The sequence below is a fragment of the Pseudomonas fluorescens group sp. PF-1 genome, from assembly GCF_054481335.1.
In genome coordinates this window covers 191,388-208,161 of sequence record NZ_JBTMNG010000003.1, presented here as the reverse complement: position 1 = coordinate 208,161, position 16,774 = coordinate 191,388, and the positions used below count along the sequence as shown (strand labels likewise).

Sequence of the window (16,774 nt, the reverse complement as noted above, 5' to 3'; positions counted from 1 at the left end):
CATTTCTCACCCTTCCCCTAGCATCGAAGCATCCCCATTTTTGGACATGCGATCGATGCGACAACCACTCAAAACAACGCTGAGACGGCTGGTCAACGTGACCGTGATCGGCCTGTATCTCAACAGCATGACCTTCACAGCCTGGGCCGACGCTGTGACAGCAGGATCTGCGGCCGGTCAATCGGTAGGCCAGCAGGCACTTCAGGTATTCGATGGTGGGGACGCCTCCGTCACACTTCAGGATCTTTTCCCTGAAACTGGAGACACTGCCTCGCTCGAGAACGTCTACGGCGACGATGTGAAGACGATCGATCTCGGGTTGCGAGCAAATACCCGCCTCCAATCGGAATCGTCCTCTGAGGGAGAGGCATACCGAACCCTGATCGACAGCGGCAACCGCATGTCGGTAGATCTCTCCAACGACCCTATGCTCAATCAGGCTGATCAAGTTCGTTCCCCTGACTTCATGGATGGGTTTAAGCAGAACTTCGCGGACTGCACCTCTACCGAAGTTTTTGAGAACGTGACGAAAAACGCCCATGTTGCCAATTACAAAACATGTGAGCGCGTCGTGGATCAAGGCGGAAACGTTGAGTTCCTGCATGACTACAAGGTAGGTGTAATCGAATACGTTTCCGGGCAGCCAAACTTTCAGTCGTGCGGACCAGGTTGCTTGTACATCTGGGTCGGCACGGTAGGGGACAACTACTGGAGCGGGAACTGCAAAATCTATGAGGAGTACACCCGATTCCGCGTGATAGCCAAGGACGCCATTATTTCAGCTACCGTCGACAGAGCTGTTTTCGACGATTATTTCCAAATCCTTTTCAATGACGAAATGCTTTGGACGCACACACCTGGTGTCTTCCCGCCGGAAACAGCTGGAAGCTGCGAACGCGGAACAAGCTGGAACGTAGCTCCGAACAAGGTGATCACTGACAAGTTCGGCAGCGATGATGACGTGATCACGTTCAAAACCCGCACCTCGGTTACCGGTGGTGGTGAGGGTTACGCCCGCATCAAGATCATCTATGACCCGGCAAAGGCGTTTGTCGATAATGGTTGGGGGCCGGAAGAGCGCCTGCCTATGTTCGACATGATCGAGGATGGGTTCTGCACCAACGCTCAGATGTCGTGCACGTCTATGCCGGCGGTGGACGCCAATGGCTGTACGGAAACCAATGGCGTTCGGATCTGCCGCTCTGACATGCCACCATCCCCGCACCCGAGCATCGATCCGCTTTGCAAGAAGGCCCAGGTAAGCGCCGAGTGCTCCTACTACAAGGGGAATATGGATTGCTACACGGACGCCCAGGGTGTGCAGCGGTGCCCCTCAAATGATGGCGGCAACCTGAATACCTGCACCCAGTACGAGCAGAACCCCAGCTGCGGTTTTATCTCTCAAGGTTGTATTGATGGCGCAAAAGGCGAGACAGGCTCTTGCTATGCCTTCGAGGAGGTCTGGGATTGCGGTTATGACACCAGCTACGAAACTATCGTGAACACTGGGGCCCAAATCGAATGCCCTGGTGGGGCGCGCTGCATGGGCAGTGAGTGTTTCGACTCGTCGAACACGAAAAGCGGCGATTTTGCCTATGCGGTGGCCATGCTTCAGGTTGCTCAGTTTGCTGAGCACGACCTGGACTGCGGTGGTGATGGTACCGATATCAACGAGGCCAATGACTGCAAGGTGTTCAAAGGCGAGGCTATGGAGTGCAAGAAGGCGCTCGGGGGCTATGTTGACTGCTGCGAAGCGCCGGAAAGCGTAAGCATCTTCGACTATGTAAACCTGACCATGAACACTCTCAAGATGACCAGCTCACTTGAGGCATTGAGCAGGACAGGAAATCTCTTTGCGCCGGGATACTGGGCCGCGGGCACTGAAGCTGCCATGTCTGTCGGCTCCTCGGTTATCAAGGGCCAGTGGGGCACCATTGTCGATAGCGCCACTGCTGCGTTCAATGAGGGATTCCAAGGTGCAGCGATGGGACAGATTCAGCAATGGCTGATGCAGCAGGCCTATGATGCAATGGTTGAAATGGGGGCCTCTGCTGCTGCAAATGCGGTATTCGCTACAGGTGCAGAAGGCACCGCGACCCAGGGTACTGTTACTGGACTAAGTGCCAACGCTGCGATGGTAGTTAATATCATCGGCTGGGTTTATATGGTCTATGTGATTGTGGATCTGCTGATCAACATTATTTGGGAGTGCGAGCAGAAGGAGTTCGAGCTTGGTGCGAAAAAGGAAACCCGGCAATGCCACTTTGTTGGCAGCTACTGCGCATCCGAAGCACTTGGGTCATGCGTTGAAAAGCGAGAGGCCTATTGCTGCTTTGGCTCGGTTGTAGCGCGCATCATTCAAGAGTCAGCCCGTGAACAACTGGGGTTGGGATGGGGTGACGTAAAGTCGCCTACGTGCGAAGGAATTACGCCAGCTCAGATGGCGCAGATGGATTGGTCGCGTGTGGATCTGTCTGAGTGGATCGGCATGCTGAATCTTGCAGGGCGTCTTCCTACCGCTAATACAGTTTCCCTGGAGGATATTACCGGGAGTGGTAGTAAACTTCAGACAACAGATGGAGAAAAGCGTCTGAACACATTAGATAGAAACCTACAGAGGCTTGAGAATTTCGATGTAGACGCGGTAAAGAGAAAGGCAGAGGAAGGGCTGCGATAAAATAAGCCCCGCGCTGGCGGGGCTTTTTTTATTTATCAGTTGTTTTATTTTCCGATGAAATACATCGATTGACCTTTATTGATAATGCGCGCTGGAACAGAGTTCTTCCGCAGCCTTTCACCTGGGTGGTACATGTAAAACCATTCAGGTAGTTTCTCCGAAACCTCAATCATGGCGTCCAGTGTAGATATATCGTTTTTGTTTCCGTCAATTGTATACTGCCCATGATGAATAAATATCGGTCCGTATGCCTCGGAAGAAGCAATGAAAGTAGGAGGAACTGAAGCTACCCCGTCAAACTGAACCGGGGTCTCTTTCCAAATTGCTACGGGGTCAACATAGGCTTTCCCACTACCAGGCGGATATTTTCCAACTTTAGGCGTGAGTGTTGATCTTTGATTAGGGAAAGCTTTAAGGCGGGCCTCATCAAAAAGTTTTAGTACAAGAGCAGATGCTTCTTCGGGGGACTTAGCAAGTGTGGATGGGACCCACGCGGCTGTTTGATACCCCCGAGCTGGATCGCTCGAACCGCCGAGTAGAAAGAGTCCTACCCCAAGGCCAAGAGCTGCATTGCTGCTGACGCCTGAGGGCGGGGACGCATAACCGCCTGCGGCAATAGCGACATCGCCCACAGACGAACCGCCCGTACCTGAAGTCGCTGTTGTCGGGCCGGATGTAGCCAGCTCGAGAGGAACATCACGCTGGCCAGAAATGTTCATGGCAGTCAGAACGTGCATTGCATCCGACCATTTTTCCTTCGGTACATTCTGCGGATCAGGCAGCTGCACGGTGGCAGTCTTCGGCGTGGAAGAGCACCCGACCAGGAGGGCAATAGTTGCTGCGAGGAGGCCGGTGTAAATCGTTCTACGATGGTTCTGCATGGTGAAACTCCTTGTTTTGATAGGCATAGGTTACCGGCTTCGGCGGGAATCCCAAGCGAAGCGAATGACTGGTGGGCTTTCTACGCATTGGACGGGTAGCGCACGCCTCGCGGCGGCCCTATACTCGACACTGTACAGATAGCCAGCAATCCAATGCTCAGACGCCAAGCCTACAAATTCCGCATCGAACCAACCGGCGAGCAGCAGCGTAAGCTGCGGCAGTTCGCAGGGGCGTGCCGATTCGTTTTCAACAAGGCGCTGGCGGTGCAGCAAGTCAACCGCGAAGAAGGCGGCAAGTACATCGGCTATGTGGCCATGGCCAAATATCTCACCGCCTGGCGCAACGGCGATGAAACGCCTTGGCTGAAGGATGCCCCGGTGCATCCCTTGCAGCATGCGCTCAAAGACCTCGACCGGGCCTATCAGAACTTCTTCGCCCAGCGGGCCGACTTTCCCCGCTTCAAGAAACGCGGTCAGCGCGATAGCTTCCGCTACCCCGATCCCAAACAGATCAAGCTCGACCAGGGAAATTCACGCATCAACCTGCCCAAGCTGGGCTGGCTGCGCTATCGCAACAGCAGGCAGGTGCTGGGCACGGTGAAGAACGTCAGCGTGAGCCTCAGCGCCGGGCACTGGTGCGTTTCGATCCAGACCGAGCGCGAGGTAGATGTACAGCGGCACTCCTCCCCGCTGGCGGTCGGCATCGATCTAGGCGTGGTGCGTTTTGCGACACTTTGGGATGGTCGACAGGAAACAGTGTTGCAACCGCTCAACAGCTTCAAACGGCATCAGCACCGGCTGGCAAAGGCCCAGCGGCAGATGAGCCATAAGACCAAATTCAGCAACAATTGGAAGAAGGCCAAGGCTCGCGTCCAGCGCATTAACCGTCAGATCGCCGACGCCCGAAACGACTACCTGCATAAGGCGACTCACGCCATCAGCCAAAGCCACGCGCTGGTGTGTGTCGAAGACTTGAAGGTAGGCAACATGAGCCGTTCGGCCAAGGGCACCGTCGAGCAGCCAGGGCAGAGCGTCCGGCAGAAGTCGGGGCTCAACCGCGCGATCCTAGATCAGGGGTGGGGAGAATTCCGCCGTCAGCTCGACTACAAGGCCCAGTGGGCCGGTGGTTGGCTGGTAGCGGTGCCACCGCAGCAAACCAGCCAGCAGTGCCCCGAGTGCGGACATACCCATGCGGGCAATCGACAGACTCAGGCACTGTTTCTCTGCTTGGCTTGCGGCCACTCTGACAACGCCGACCGAGTAGGCTCCAGGAACATCCGTGAGCGCGGATTGAAAACGCTCGAAGGGCAGGGCCATGCCCCGATCGCCTGTGAAGTGAACGGCGCTGTATGGCCGTCAGCAGCAGGAACCCGCCGAAGCGAAGAAGCTGCATTCGCAGCCTAGCGCCGTAGGAATCCCCGGCCTTGCGGCAGCTCTGTGAGCGAAGCGAGAGGCTGGAGAGGATGTCAAACGGTTGTTGAGGTCGTACCCAAGCACAAGAAAAACCCCGCCGTGGCGGGGTTGCAGTCATCGACTCGTAGGTGGTGAATCCGGGAAGTGACCAAGCCGCTCCTCAAATACGAGCCGGCTATGACCACAATCCCAGAGAGAGAACATCAGCCCTGTGCTCATGTCAGCGGCGATAAAATCCTCTCCGTTTGGAATGAGGGTGTATCCGTTGGCTGAGATGAGATCGAAAACCTCATCCCAGCTACTGGCCCTGCGTAGTGCATGGAAAAGGCCCACCCGACCTTCTAGCTGCTGGGTCATGGCGTCACGAGCGCCCCAAAGCGCACGAGTGCCGCCGGCGTCTAGCCGGTCGGCCCATTCATCCAGCCTATTGAGCACCGATCTCATTGGTCGCGCCCTCAGCAGGGGTATCCAGCTTGTCCTGGTTGGGAGCCTCGTCACGCATTTTGACCAGCTGCTGCATGGTTTGGAGTAGCACCTGTGTGCTTTGGGCACCCTTCACCAGCAGTTTGTTGCCTGTCAGGTTGTCGACTACGACCGTTGCTGGCGTGCCGGTGACCCCCATGTTCGTGCCTTTCTTCACCTGGCCTTCGATCAAGGCCCGGTACTTGCCGCTTTCCATGCACTGACGATAGGCATCAAGGGGAGCACCAACCTCCTGCGCAAGACGCTCTACGTCCTCGACACCTTGGCCATTGAGTTGAGTGCGAGCGAACCATTCGCCAGTAAAGGCCCAGAAGGCTTTGTTGCCGGCAACCTCGCCCACGCACTCAGAGGCGTGAGCTGCCACTTCCGCTGCGGGGTTGTGGAAGGCCAGGGGGTAATGCTGCCATTCCCAGTTAATGCGCCCTTCGGACTTGTCAGCCATCTGCTTTGGCGTGTCATGGAAGCGCTTGCAATAAGGGCATTCCAGGTCAACGAACTCGACCAAGGTGAACTGGGCGTCCTTGCTGCCGTAGATGTGCCGACCTTCAATGGTGGTGTCAGCTGCGCCGCTCCACTTCGAGAGGATTTTCGCTTTCGCTGCGTTGATCTTCTCAACTTCACGATCCTTCAGGGTTTTGTCGACCGCGCCTGGCAACTGCTCCACAAGGGCATTTTGTACCGCGATGTCGGTGTAGCTCTGACCCATGTGGACGGAGACACCGATAGCAACGGCAGAGGTCACGATGGAAACGCCAATGGCTGTAGCGAGAGTGGGATTGAATTTAGGCATGACTGATCACTTATAGGAGGGGGAAAAAGACGGTTTCAGGTGAAGAGGGACATCCTTCGGGGTGCCTTCGACGAGAATGACCCACTCCTCGTAGCTCAACCGTTGAGCCCCTTTGCAGAGCTTGTTCCGGACGGCAATGTAGTCATCGACCGAACCGGCCGCGTTGGCCAAGGTGACGATGCGCTCGCTTGCCGCGGGTTGGCCAAGAGCAAAGGCCTGCGCCACATTTGCAGAGTCAGCACAGTTGGCCTGGAACATGGATGAGGGGACTGCAACGCTATCGTTCGTTGTAAGGCGTGCTTGCAGCTCTGGGTGAAGCTTCCCGGCCGGGGTCTCGAGAACATCGAGGCTGCCAAGAACGGGTTGATAGGTGGGTTTTCGCAATGCTGCACCGCCTCGGCCCGTATGCCCCCAACTGGTGTGGTATTCGCGCATGTCGGGCTCGTAGCTTGCTACCTCGAATGGCGTGCCTGAGGCAGGTGGTTCTGGCTTGTTGGCACAACCCGCTGTGAGCGCCAAGCCAATGGCCAGGCCTAGCGGCAGGAGAGATTTAAGGTGGTGCATGGTTGATCCTCTGAGGCTGGTAAGGATCATTTTCCTCTGTACAGAAAAGGAGATGGCCCGTTTTCAGGACGAAAAAGCGACTGAAAAAACGCCGACAAAAAACCCGCTTGCCATTGGATTCTGCTTGTTGCAGACTTCCTATCACGTCGAGTAGCTCGGCGTTATAAATCCGGATTGCATGCCTTGCAGTCCATCTAGCAGGCCCAGCGCCTCATGGTTGAATCTCAACCATCATGAATTCCCAGATTAAGTCAGCCCACATGTGTGGACTGATTTAGTCATGCGCTTCGTCGCATGGTCGGCTTGTTGGCCGTCTCAAAAGTACAACCAAAAACCCATGAAAAACCAAACCCCAACGGGGCTGCTATTGCCCCCGTATTGGGGTAATGCCGCCCCGTAGTTCTATCTAAATGGAGAAATACTATGGCTCGCGGCGTAAATAAAGTGATCTTGGTTGGCACCTGTGGTCAAGATCCAGAAACTCGCTACTTACCGAACGGTAATGCAGTAACCAATCTCAGCCTTGCAACAAGTGAGCAGTGGACTGACAAGCAAACGGGACAGAAAGTCGAAAAGACCGAATGGCACCGTGTTTCTTTGTTTGGGAAAGTCGCTGAAATCGCTGGTGAGTATCTGCGGAAAGGATCGCAGGTATACATCGAAGGTAAGCTTCAAACACGAGAGTGGGAAAAAGACGGTATCAAACGGTACACCACCGAAATTATCGTCGACATGCAGGGCAGAATGCAGCTCCTGGGTGGTAGGCCAGAGCGCGACAACTCTCAAGGGCAACCCCGTGAGCAGCGTCCGCAACAGCAACAACAACGTCCTAGTCAGTCACCACGCGATCCTGCTCCACAGCATGATCCGCATTATGACAGCTTCGACGACGACATCCCTTTTGCCCCAATTAGCCGTTTGCTTCTAAACATCATCTAATCAGGCAGAAGTCAGTCAAGAATTAACGCACCTTCGGGTGCGTTTTCTTTTTAGAAAGGAAAATGAAATGAGCGATAACTTCCAAAACGCAGTTGCAATTATTGCGAAGCAAGAAGAAAAGTTCATCAAGCTAGTGGAGTCGTCGAAGACTGACGTGATGTTCAAAAATGAGCTGCTGTTTGCATCGCAGGCCATGATGAACAACGACTATCTGTGCAAGTGCGCTACGACTAACCCGCTAAGCCTTAGAAATGCCTTTAGCCAGGTTGCGGCTTACGGATTGACTCTTAATCAATCCCGACAGCTCGCGTACTTGGTGCCCCGAGACGGGCAGGTGGTTTTGGACGTGTCCTGGAGGGGCATGGTCAAGGTCGCTGTGAACGACGGTGCGATCCGTGATTGCATCGTTGAATTGGTCTACTCGAAAGACAAATTCGAGTACAGAGGGAAGCGACAAAGCCCGACCCACACGTTCAACCCTTTCGACAAGAAGGCTGATCGTGGGGAGTTTGTAGGTTGCTACGTCGAAGCTCTTCTGCCTGATGGCCGCGTTCACGTTGAGGCGGTTACCGCTGATGAAATCAATGCTGCTCGCGATGCTTCAGAGCTGTGGAAACGCAAGAAGAAAGGCCCTTGGGTCGACTTCGAAGATTCCATGCGCAAGAAGTCGGCCATCAAGATTGCAAGGAAATACTGGCCTCAGACCGGCTCAAAGCTGGACGGAGTGATTCAGTACCTCAATACAGACGCTGGGGAAGGGTTCTCTTCCAACGATGTACCAGTTGAAGTTGTTGAGCGATATATGGGCGCTGCTGATGTGGTGGAAACTGAGCCGTTGCCGACCTCTAACCAGGTTAATCAGCAGCCAGAACCCACCGTAGACCCCGAACAGGCCGCTAAACCAGAGGTTGCAGATCCTGCCCCGGCAGACGATGTGATTGAAGGTGAAGTTGTCCGTGATGGAAGCCAAGTTCCGCCACCTGCTGATTTACCTGCAAAGGTGATCAAGAAGGTTGCGGAAGTTGTTCGGCGTGCTCGTGATGCCAATAGTTGGGAGCCGGCGTTCGAGTACGTTTCGACGTGGCCTGTAGACGCTCGGGATTACGCTGTAACCCAGTTGAAATCTGCGCAGTACGTTGCTCAGTCGCAAGGCGAGTGACGCAAAAAAACGCTTTGGGGGGCCTTGTTGCATAGGGCGCTTCGAACTGACCACAACCCTGCGGGGCTTTCCCGTAAGGGGAGTGCTCCGTCAGTTCAAAAGGAATCAATCAGATGGCTGACTTGATCGTCTTCATCCTGACCCTGCTGCTGCCGTAAGGCATCTGCAAAAAACTCCCTGACGGGGCATATCGCCCCCAGGGGCGCATTGCCCTCGTCGTTTTTTGAGAAAGGAAAACGATATGGCAACTGCACAACCGAAAGTCACCGTACAGCTCATGCATGACACCGACGCAGAAAACCCGCGCAAGTGGGACAACCTTGCAATGATGGTCTGCGCTCATCGCCGCTACATTCTGGGTGATGAGGATGGAGCTACTGAGGCGCTTGACCTGATCTACGAGCACCTGTCCGAAAGGCAGCTCAACGAGATGGGCTTCGACTCAACTCATGTACCTGACATCCAACAAGCTCTCAAAATGACAGGCAAGGCGATCATTCTGCCGCTGTATCTCTACGATCACAGCGGCATCACGATGAGAACCAAGCCGTTCGCCTGCCCCTGGGACAGTGGGCAAGTGGGCTTTATTTTCGTGAGCAAGGCGAAAGTGTGTGCTGAGCAGGGCTGGAAACGGCTGAACAAGTCACGCACCGAAAAAGTAACCGCCATGCTGGTTGGGGAGGTCGAGGTTTATGACCAGTACCTAACCGGCGATGTGTGGGGCTTCAAGGTGATTGAAGACGGCGAGGAGACAGATAGCTGCTGGGGTTTCTATGGCAGCGATCCGCTTTCTAACGGCGTAGTAGAGCATCTTGCAGGCCAAGCAAAGCAGCTGGTTGAAGCTGGGCAATACCAGCGAATCAACTGAGTAATCGCTATCCCTGAGGGGCACCGCCCCTCAGGGAAGGTGCCTCTTTTTCAGGGCTAAATAACTGAGAAGGAGATACACCATGCGGACTTACATCCTATCGATGACCATCCTGCATACACGGCAGAAGGCTACCTTCCGTTGTGAAGCAACCACCTTCGGCGAAGCGATCGACAAAGCAGAGAAGGCCCATCCGGGCTTTTTTGCCGTTCTGACCCACTCCCTTCCAGGAGAGCAGAACAATGCGACCGTCAACCGTTGAGGGCCTGAAGGACTCCCTTGCTAGCTGGGGGGAGATGAAAGAAGAGGGTGGTGCGTTCGCTGAATACGCTGACGAAATGATCGAGCAATTTCAGGTGAAGCTCATTCTCCTGGAATACCTGCTCTGTCAGTTCACTATCCACGGCCTTGGCTTAACGCTGAAGCATCGGAGCCGGGATGCCTGGGGTGTACTTCTCCCAGATGCATCTCAGCAAGGGCGATTTCGGTGGCAGGCGTTTCAACGTGATGGTTTCACCGGCCATTGCGCGCATGACACGCCGGAACTGTGCATTGGCGACATGCTTGACGATGGATACGCGCTTCTCGATATGGGAGCACTTGATCGATTGTCGGGTACCGCTGAATGGCAACGCGGCATGGAAATCGTCGCAGTGATTCAGGCCTGCAATGCAGGTCAGTTGAGCTTCGAGGACGCCATGCTAAAGCGAGAAGAAATCTACTCCCGCTACGCGATTGCTGCGTAAGCGTGAGCATCACTGGAAACACCAGAGAAAAAACATCCCCCAAAGGGCGACAGCCCTTTGGGGTTTTCGCCTTTTCGGGGCTGCCACTTGGGTTTTCGAGCCTTGGTGGTGAACTTGAGAAAAGGAGAAATCAATGAAGACCTTTGAGTCATGCTGCAAGGCATTCCATGCCGTAGAAGCCGCAATCGTCGCTCACCGCAATTCGGAGTTAGGAGTCGAGATCCAAGAAAAAACCATGTTGGGGAAACTCAGCATGTTCATGGATCTGGATAACTGGCCTGAGAACCCTGACCTTCAGGGATTGACGGAAGCAGACGAAAAGCAGCTGCGCGAATGGGGTGTTGTTTACAGTAAGCGGCTCCAGGACTTCCATGCGAAGGCCGAAGAGCTGAGAAAGGAGCGGTATAACGCCGTCTGTAGGGCGTTACGGCTGCTCGGAGAAGAAATTGGCTTGCAGTTCAACTTCTTCACATCAGGCCCACTAGATGAGCGCATAGCGAATGTGCTGAGCCATGCTGACTTGCTACGCAAGACGCTGCTTGACGGGCTCGGCTATGTCGATGTGCTTGATCCAGAAACAAACTTTGCGAAGGGCTTCTACAGCACCACAAAGTTGAAGAAAACCGAGCTGTTCCACGACCTGAAGCTCTGTGCTGAGTTCCGTAACAACGGTGTTCTGCATGCGTATGAGGTAATGGCCAGGCTGGGGTTCCATGAGGGTGTCGACAATGAAAATCGTTGACATCGCGCAGCGGACTCCTGATTGGCACGAGTGGCGAAGGGAAGGCATCAGTGCAACCAGTTGCGCTGTCATCATGGGTGAAAACCCTGATAAAACGCCCCTGGAGCTGTGGAAGGAATTGGTTGGAATTGTCGAGCCAGCTGACTTGTCGGTAATCCCGCAGGTTAGGAGGGGAGTCAAATTCGAACCGCTAGCGCTACAAGCCTTTGAGGATAAGTACGGCAAGATGGCTTTGCCGTTCTGTGCAGAGTCGACCGCATACCCTTTTATTCGGGCATCGTTCGATGGGGTTCTGGATGACAAGTCTCCGGTAGAGATCAAGAATCTCTCCGAAACCAACCATCTGGAGGTGCTGCAACTCAGGGAGCATAGCAAGGCATTTAAGCTGTACCGCTGGCAAGTGATGCACCAGATGATCGTCAGTGGAGCACGGCGCGGTTACCTGTGGTTTTGGTCGCCGAAGCATGAACCCTGCTGTTTGATCGTTGACTGGGATGACCTTCTGGTGAGACGAATCATTCAGGCAGAAGAAATCTTCTGGGGGCTGGTGATGCGCGGTGTGCCGCCTGAGGCCGATCCAAAGCGGGACGTTATTCCGCTGGATAGGCTGGACCTGGCTGCATGGCGTCCGCTAGCAAATGCCAGGAGAGCGAAGGAGAGCAAGATTGCTGAGCTGAAGGCCCAGTTGAAAGTGCTCACCAAGGAAGCAAAAGACCTTGAGGCCGAGATCCTGCCGTTGCTGGGGGAGTTCCGCCGGGCCGATGCTCTGGGTGTGAAAGTCACGAGCTACGAAGTGGCTGGCACTGTGGATTGGAAAGGTGTTGCGCACGAGCTGGAGGCGGTTATTCCGCCCGATGTGATCGCGAGACACCAGACCGGTTCGTCAATGGCTACGCGGGTCTCTGTGGATGCCTCCTACGATGAAAGTAAGGCCAAACCTGAGCCGTTGCCCCGCATACGGCAAAAGGTGGACGCAATAAATGAGACGGTCGAAGAGCCGTCACAGTTTTTCGGAACCTTCTGGTTCTAACCCCTCAGCCCGGCACTTGCCGGGCTTTTTTTCGACCATAAAACTGCCTGAAAACGAAACTCAAGGCGGTATCCCTCACGCATCATTCTCAGCACACAACATGGCCGAGAAGCGTATGCCTCCATTTTCATTCCTGAAACGCCTGTGGCCTCGAAGCGAGCGTGCCCTTACGGACAGCTTCGCGCACCCGGCCGAGCAGATGATTACTCCTGAAATCAAGCGGTACCTGGAGAACCATAACTGGCGAAACCTTCGGTACCCACCTTACCAAGAGGGTTATCCAGGGCTGGTTAGCGGGCAGTGGTTCATGCGCAATTATCAGCACGAGCTGTTCGATCGGATTATTCATTCAGTCGGAATGCCTGCCAGTGACCTCAAGCTCTACGTTGAGCCGATCCTGGTGAATTTCGCCGAATTGGCGCACATGCTGCCGGCGTCGGAGAACCACCATCACTCCGGCCCAGGGGGGTTGCTCCGACATAGCCTTGAGGTCGCCTCGCTCACCCTGGATGGGTGCCTTACGACAGCCTTTGATACAAACGAGACCCCGGCACGGCGAAGCATGCGCCTGCGTCGGTGGTACGTCGCGGGCATCGCGTCAGGGCTGCTACACGACGCAGGGAAGCCTCTCACGGATATTCGCGCCACCGATTTTGAAGGCAACAACCAGTGGATATACGCGCAGGAAACGCTTCATGACTGGTCTGTGCGCAACAAGTTGACCCGCTATTTCCTGCATTGGAATTCCAATAGGCATGGGAATCACGTTCAGGTCTCTGTAGCGCAAGCAACACGGATCATTCCGCCAGCCGTACAGGCGTGGCTGATTGAAGGTGGCCACGACATCTATGAAGCGCTCCTCGATGCAATTTCCGGGAGCGGAAGCTCGCCTCTGACCGAGTTGGTCAAGTGGGCCGACTCTGCATCCACCAAGCGTGACCTCAATCGAGGCTCGAATAATGGCGGGGGCAATGCAACAGGTGTCCCGGTACCGCGGTTGGTGTCGGATGCAATGCTGCGGTTGCTGAGTGACGGAACCTGGAAGATCAACACGCCTGCCGGCCGCGTATGGGTTGCAACTGATGGCGTCTACATCGCTTGGAACCAGGGTGCCGAGGAGATTGTGAGCATGCTGGTCGGTGATGGGGTTGTGGCCATCCCGCGATCACCTGACACGCTAATTGGTACCTTGGTAGAGCACGGGATAGCAGAGAGAGCCCCAAACGGCGACCTGTACTGGCTGGTTACGCCTCACCTTCTGCGCAAGAACGGCAAAGGCCCGGCGCTGCGCTGCATGAAGCTTGTGAATCCGGACATCCTTTTTCCAACCACACCGATTCCGCCGCCAGTTTCCATCAGCCTTGGGAAGGAGGGAAAGCAGAAGGATGTCATTGCTCCTAACGATACGGCTGGCGCAGCAGCGAACGCGCTGAGTGAGCATCAGGAAGACCTGTTTGGGGCTGATCTGACTGGGGACTCGAGCGGGGATACTGACGCTGATTCGGGGCCTACACCTCCAAAAGAATCCGCATCGTCGAAACCAGCAAGAAAGAAAAAAGCGGCTCCAAGGCAAGCAGCTCCGGTACCAACAACCGCCTCTTCAGGGGTTAGCCTCAAACAAGCGCAGAACCCCGCCGAAGACGCCCCTGTGGGTGTGGAGTCAGAGCCGGCAGGTGACGATACGGCTGTAATTGCTTCCTCCCAACCAGAGGAAGCTGTGGATGCTGAGGAGGAGGAAGAAGCACCTCAGGAGCCTCCTGCCAGCCTTGAGGAAATGCTGCTTTTCTTGAGTCCTCACTCGCCGGCGGCTGAGCCTCAGCAAGAAGAATCACTCCCGCCAGCTGAGGCTGAAATTAGCTCCGATCCCTCTGATGCTGATACGCAGGCTGGATCAGGGCAGGGGGCGCAGGAGCTGTTGCCTCGTCAGGAAAAGATCTCCCTCAACTCCATCATGGGGCAAGGCAAACGCACGCCTAAAACTACGCCTCCGGTGGAATCGAAGAAGCAGAAAGACGGAGAGGTCTGCCGCGTGGCGGAGGAGGTGCCAGGCGCTTCCAGCATCTTGCCAGCCGGTGTCGTCTCGAAGCTTACAGCGCACGAATGCTACCTGCTGGAACAACAACCTGATCTTGCCCAAAAGCTCATCACCGCTACTCAAGACCCCGAGAACGCGGCATTAGCGAGAAACAAGGTATTCGTTCGACTGGGGAAATCCTCCTTCCTTGCTGAGGACATCCACCCGCTCGTCCATGCGGGCTGGCTGTGGCAGGACATTACCGTCGAGGGGCCAGCCCTGACCCGAACCCTACAGTCCCGTGAAGGCTTCATGCTCACGTCCGACTACAGCGTTATTTACTGCAAGTTAGCGGAGCTGGACTGGGTTATTCCTCACATATCCCGGCTTCGCGAGGCCGACATCCCAAGCCTCGAGCAGGCTGTGAAGTCGCTGATCGAGAAGGCCGTACTTGAGGAAATAGGCGGATCACCTGTGCTCAGCCTCACAACCTACATGCTCACGAATGTCGCTGAGCAGTTCGGCATCACGCCAACATCTCTAGAGAACGCGGTGTTCTGCTTCCGCGATGCCGTCAAGGTCGCCAAGCGCAGAAAAATCTTCGTTCGCCCCCTTTACGAGGAGCTTCCCCAAAAATGAGTGAATGGGACTACACCAGTTACTGGCGGAAAAACTACGAGGCGCGGGAAGCAGTTGCGTGGGGTTCGTCCATGCTCGCCGGCACCGCCGTTCAATTGATGACGGAGATGCCGGTAACCCCATACCTGATAACGCTTGGCGTGCAGGCTGGATTTGCGTTAGCGGCCATACCAAGGGCCCTCCGCGTTCATCGGGCAAAAGCCTGTCTCGTTGGAGCAGATCTCTCCTTCATCACCTTGGAGGAGGTGATGGAGCTGGTTAAGAGACACCCACACGAGTTCTATTTCGGCGAGGCTTTCCCTTGGCGACAGCGGCACGGGCAGTACGCATTCGAGCTCCAAGCGATGGATATTGAGGCCATTATCGGTAAGCGTGGCCGCCGCAACGCTGAGGTTAAGGGTACGAAATGGATACACGGGATCGGCATGGATGAAGAGGAGCCATGTTTCCGGCCAGCAGACCAGCGTTCGATCCACCACCTCGTGCTGGGCACAACAGGGGCCGGTAAGACCCGCTGGTTCGACCTGGCCATATCTCAGTGCATCGCTCGTGGTGAGCCCGTGATCGTAATCGATCCGAAAGGCGATAAAGGCCTAGCCGAAACATGCGAGCGCACATGCAAGGCGATGGGGAAGGCCAGCCTGTTCAAATACTTCCACCCTGCACATCCGGATAAGTCGGTTCGTTTGTCGCTGACAAAGAACTACGGCCGGGCAACGGAAGTTGCCTCCCGTGTGGCAGTGTTGATGAAAAGCGAAGCCGGCGATCCCTTCCAAGCCTTTGCTCAAATGTCCTTGAATAGCGTGATTCAGGCCATGTTGATCTGCAACATCCTGCCCACGCTTGTTGGTCTCAGGAGAACCCTTGAGGGAGATGTTCCAGGGCTAACCATCAAAGTGGTCATGGCCTTCGGTTCAAAGGTCTTCGGTGAAGATGAATTCGCGAGGATGGCCGAATCAGCAATTCTCTCGGCCAAGGTTCGGAACATCGAAGAGAAGGCGAAGGTATTACGGAAGGTCTATTACAACGATATCGCGAAAGTTGAGGCCAATACCGATCTGGAAGGCCTGCTCACGATGCTCGAGCACGAGCGATCGCACTTCAGCAAGATGATCGCTGGCCTTCTTCCAATCCTGGTGATGCTCACCTCCGGTGAAATGGGGCCGCTGCTTTCCCCGCACATCGACGACGAAGACCCGCGCCGAATCAGTGACCTCAACTCGGTCATCAATGCCGACCAGGTTCTTTACCTAGGCCTCGACTCGCTTGCCGACCCGATGGTGGGCTCAACCATCGGGTCGCTGGCCCTGGCCGATCTGGCGTCGACAGCGGGCGAGATCTACAACCACAGGTTGCCTAAGCCGGTGAACATCTTTGTCGACGAGGCCGCCGAGGTGATCAATGACCAGCTCATCCAGCTGCTGAACAAGGGCCGCGGCGCAGGAATAAACCTCTACATCGCAACCCAGACCATCGCCGACTTCAAGGCCCGCATGGGTGACGAAGCCAAGGCCATGCAGGTTTTGGGGAACGCGAACAACATCATCTGCCTCCGCATCCTTGATACCGATACGCAGGAGTTCGTGGCGAAAAAGATGACGCCAACTCGCTACAAATACGTGATGCGTACTCAGGGCAACTCGGCAGGTGAAGGCGGGGTGGTGCAGGGCGGGAATGTTGGTGAGCGCCTTATGCAAGAGGAGGGTGAGCGCTTCCCAACAGCGCTCCTCGGCGAGCTACCAGATCTCGAATATCTCGCGGTGTTTGCGGGCGGTGATATCCGCAAGGGGCGACTACCCATTCTTACCGGCCCGACTGCCAACTGATTC

The 16,774-nt window shown here is 55.4% G+C and carries 14 protein-coding genes; 11 read left to right on the top strand and 3 right to left on the bottom strand.

The annotated features are described in order from the left end of the window. The first annotated feature begins 55 nt into the window (after positions 1–55). Positions 56–2,677 carry a conjugal transfer mating pair stabilization protein TraN gene (traN, locus tag ACX3YD_RS32835; protein WP_033040477.1) on the top strand — a complete coding sequence of 874 codons (2,622 nt, stop codon included), beginning with the start codon at positions 56–58 and terminating at the stop codon, positions 2,675–2,677. A gap of 44 nt (positions 2,678–2,721) precedes the next feature. Here traN and ACX3YD_RS32830 read toward each other — a convergent pair whose 3' ends face one another. Continuing rightward, positions 2,722–3,558, bottom strand: a complete 837-nt coding sequence (locus ACX3YD_RS32830; RefSeq protein WP_047296868.1) for a hypothetical protein — start codon at positions 3,556–3,558, stop codon at positions 2,722–2,724. Positions 3,559–3,711: 153 nt separating this feature from the next. On the opposite strand from ACX3YD_RS32830, the gene ACX3YD_RS32825 reads away from it, so the two are divergent. Then, on the top strand, positions 3,712–4,962 hold the full coding sequence (locus tag ACX3YD_RS32825; protein ID WP_013100886.1) for an RNA-guided endonuclease InsQ/TnpB family protein: 1,251 nt from the start codon (positions 3,712–3,714) through the stop codon (positions 4,960–4,962). 433 nt (positions 4,963–5,395) lie between these two features. Here ACX3YD_RS32825 and ACX3YD_RS32820 read toward each other — a convergent pair whose 3' ends face one another. Both ACX3YD_RS32820 and ACX3YD_RS32815 read right to left on the bottom strand, forming a co-directional pair. Then, a complete protein-coding gene (locus ACX3YD_RS32820) occupies positions 5,396–6,244 on the bottom strand; it encodes a DsbA family protein (protein WP_013100888.1) in 849 nt (282 codons plus the stop codon). A 6-nt stretch (positions 6,245–6,250) separates the two neighbouring features. Continuing rightward, positions 6,251–6,808, bottom strand: a complete 558-nt coding sequence (locus ACX3YD_RS32815) for a hypothetical protein (RefSeq protein ID WP_033041159.1) — start codon at positions 6,806–6,808, stop codon at positions 6,251–6,253. A gap of 423 nt (positions 6,809–7,231) precedes the next feature. On the opposite strand from ACX3YD_RS32815, the gene ACX3YD_RS32810 reads away from it, so the two are divergent. The 9 genes from ACX3YD_RS32810 (at position 7,232) to traD (ending at position 16,771) form a co-directional block, all read left to right on the top strand. Continuing rightward, positions 7,232–7,747 carry a single-stranded DNA-binding protein gene (locus ACX3YD_RS32810; protein ID WP_013100890.1) on the top strand — a complete coding sequence of 172 codons (516 nt, stop codon included), beginning with the start codon at positions 7,232–7,234 and terminating at the stop codon, positions 7,745–7,747. A gap of 67 nt (positions 7,748–7,814) precedes the next feature. After that, positions 7,815–8,906, top strand: a complete 1,092-nt coding sequence (locus tag ACX3YD_RS32805; protein WP_013100891.1) for a RecT family recombinase — start codon at positions 7,815–7,817, stop codon at positions 8,904–8,906. Positions 8,907–9,147: 241 nt separating this feature from the next. Beyond that, positions 9,148–9,774 carry a hypothetical protein gene (locus tag ACX3YD_RS32800; RefSeq protein WP_013100892.1) on the top strand — a complete coding sequence of 209 codons (627 nt, stop codon included), beginning with the start codon at positions 9,148–9,150 and terminating at the stop codon, positions 9,772–9,774. 82 nt (positions 9,775–9,856) lie between these two features. Beyond that, positions 9,857–10,036 carry a ubiquitin family protein gene (locus tag ACX3YD_RS32795; protein WP_128655743.1) on the top strand — a complete coding sequence of 60 codons (180 nt, stop codon included), beginning with the start codon at positions 9,857–9,859 and terminating at the stop codon, positions 10,034–10,036. Then, positions 10,017–10,520: a hypothetical protein gene (locus ACX3YD_RS32790; protein ID WP_128655745.1), complete on the top strand. Its 504-nt coding sequence runs from the start codon at positions 10,017–10,019 to the stop codon at positions 10,518–10,520. The genes ACX3YD_RS32795 and ACX3YD_RS32790 overlap by 20 nt, the downstream gene beginning before the upstream one ends. Before the next feature lie 133 nt (positions 10,521–10,653). Then, positions 10,654–11,262 (top strand): hypothetical protein, encoded by a 609-nt coding sequence (locus ACX3YD_RS32785; RefSeq protein WP_013100894.1) that lies wholly within the window; start codon positions 10,654–10,656, stop codon positions 11,260–11,262. Next, a complete protein-coding gene (locus tag ACX3YD_RS32780; RefSeq protein ID WP_013100895.1) occupies positions 11,249–12,292 on the top strand; it encodes a YqaJ viral recombinase family protein in 1,044 nt (347 codons plus the stop codon). The genes ACX3YD_RS32785 and ACX3YD_RS32780 overlap by 14 nt, the downstream gene beginning before the upstream one ends. After that, on the top strand, positions 12,243–14,945 hold the full coding sequence (mobH, locus tag ACX3YD_RS32775) for a MobH family relaxase (RefSeq protein ID WP_169884888.1): 2,703 nt from the start codon (positions 12,243–12,245) through the stop codon (positions 14,943–14,945). The genes ACX3YD_RS32780 and mobH overlap by 50 nt, the downstream gene beginning before the upstream one ends. Then, complete coding sequence (gene traD / locus ACX3YD_RS32770; protein ID WP_013100897.1) at positions 14,942–16,771, top strand: conjugative transfer system coupling protein TraD; 1,830 nt, start codon at positions 14,942–14,944, stop codon at positions 16,769–16,771. The genes mobH and traD overlap by 4 nt, the downstream gene beginning before the upstream one ends. Positions 16,772–16,774: the final 3 nt, after the last annotated feature.

Coding starts and splice junctions, on each gene's coding strand:
- ACX3YD_RS32800 (WP_013100892.1), top strand. CDS start 9,148: ATGGCAACTGCACAACCGAAAGTCACCGTACAGCTCATGCATGACACC.
- ACX3YD_RS32830 (WP_047296868.1), bottom strand. CDS start 3,558: ATGCAGAACCATCGTAGAACGATTTACACCGGCCTCCTCGCAGCAACT.
- ACX3YD_RS32825 (WP_013100886.1), top strand. CDS start 3,712: ATGCTCAGACGCCAAGCCTACAAATTCCGCATCGAACCAACCGGCGAG.
- mobH (WP_169884888.1), top strand. CDS start 12,243: ATGAGACGGTCGAAGAGCCGTCACAGTTTTTCGGAACCTTCTGGTTCT.
- traD (WP_013100897.1), top strand. CDS start 14,942: ATGAGTGAATGGGACTACACCAGTTACTGGCGGAAAAACTACGAGGCG.
- ACX3YD_RS32785 (WP_013100894.1), top strand. CDS start 10,654: ATGAAGACCTTTGAGTCATGCTGCAAGGCATTCCATGCCGTAGAAGCC.
- ACX3YD_RS32820 (WP_013100888.1), bottom strand. CDS start 6,244: ATGCCTAAATTCAATCCCACTCTCGCTACAGCCATTGGCGTTTCCATC.
- ACX3YD_RS32780 (WP_013100895.1), top strand. CDS start 11,249: ATGAAAATCGTTGACATCGCGCAGCGGACTCCTGATTGGCACGAGTGG.
- ACX3YD_RS32795 (WP_128655743.1), top strand. CDS start 9,857: ATGCGGACTTACATCCTATCGATGACCATCCTGCATACACGGCAGAAG.
- ACX3YD_RS32805 (WP_013100891.1), top strand. CDS start 7,815: ATGAGCGATAACTTCCAAAACGCAGTTGCAATTATTGCGAAGCAAGAA.
- ACX3YD_RS32790 (WP_128655745.1), top strand. CDS start 10,017: ATGCGACCGTCAACCGTTGAGGGCCTGAAGGACTCCCTTGCTAGCTGG.
- traN (WP_033040477.1), top strand. CDS start 56: ATGCGACAACCACTCAAAACAACGCTGAGACGGCTGGTCAACGTGACC.
- ACX3YD_RS32815 (WP_033041159.1), bottom strand. CDS start 6,808: ATGCACCACCTTAAATCTCTCCTGCCGCTAGGCCTGGCCATTGGCTTG.
- ACX3YD_RS32810 (WP_013100890.1), top strand. CDS start 7,232: ATGGCTCGCGGCGTAAATAAAGTGATCTTGGTTGGCACCTGTGGTCAA.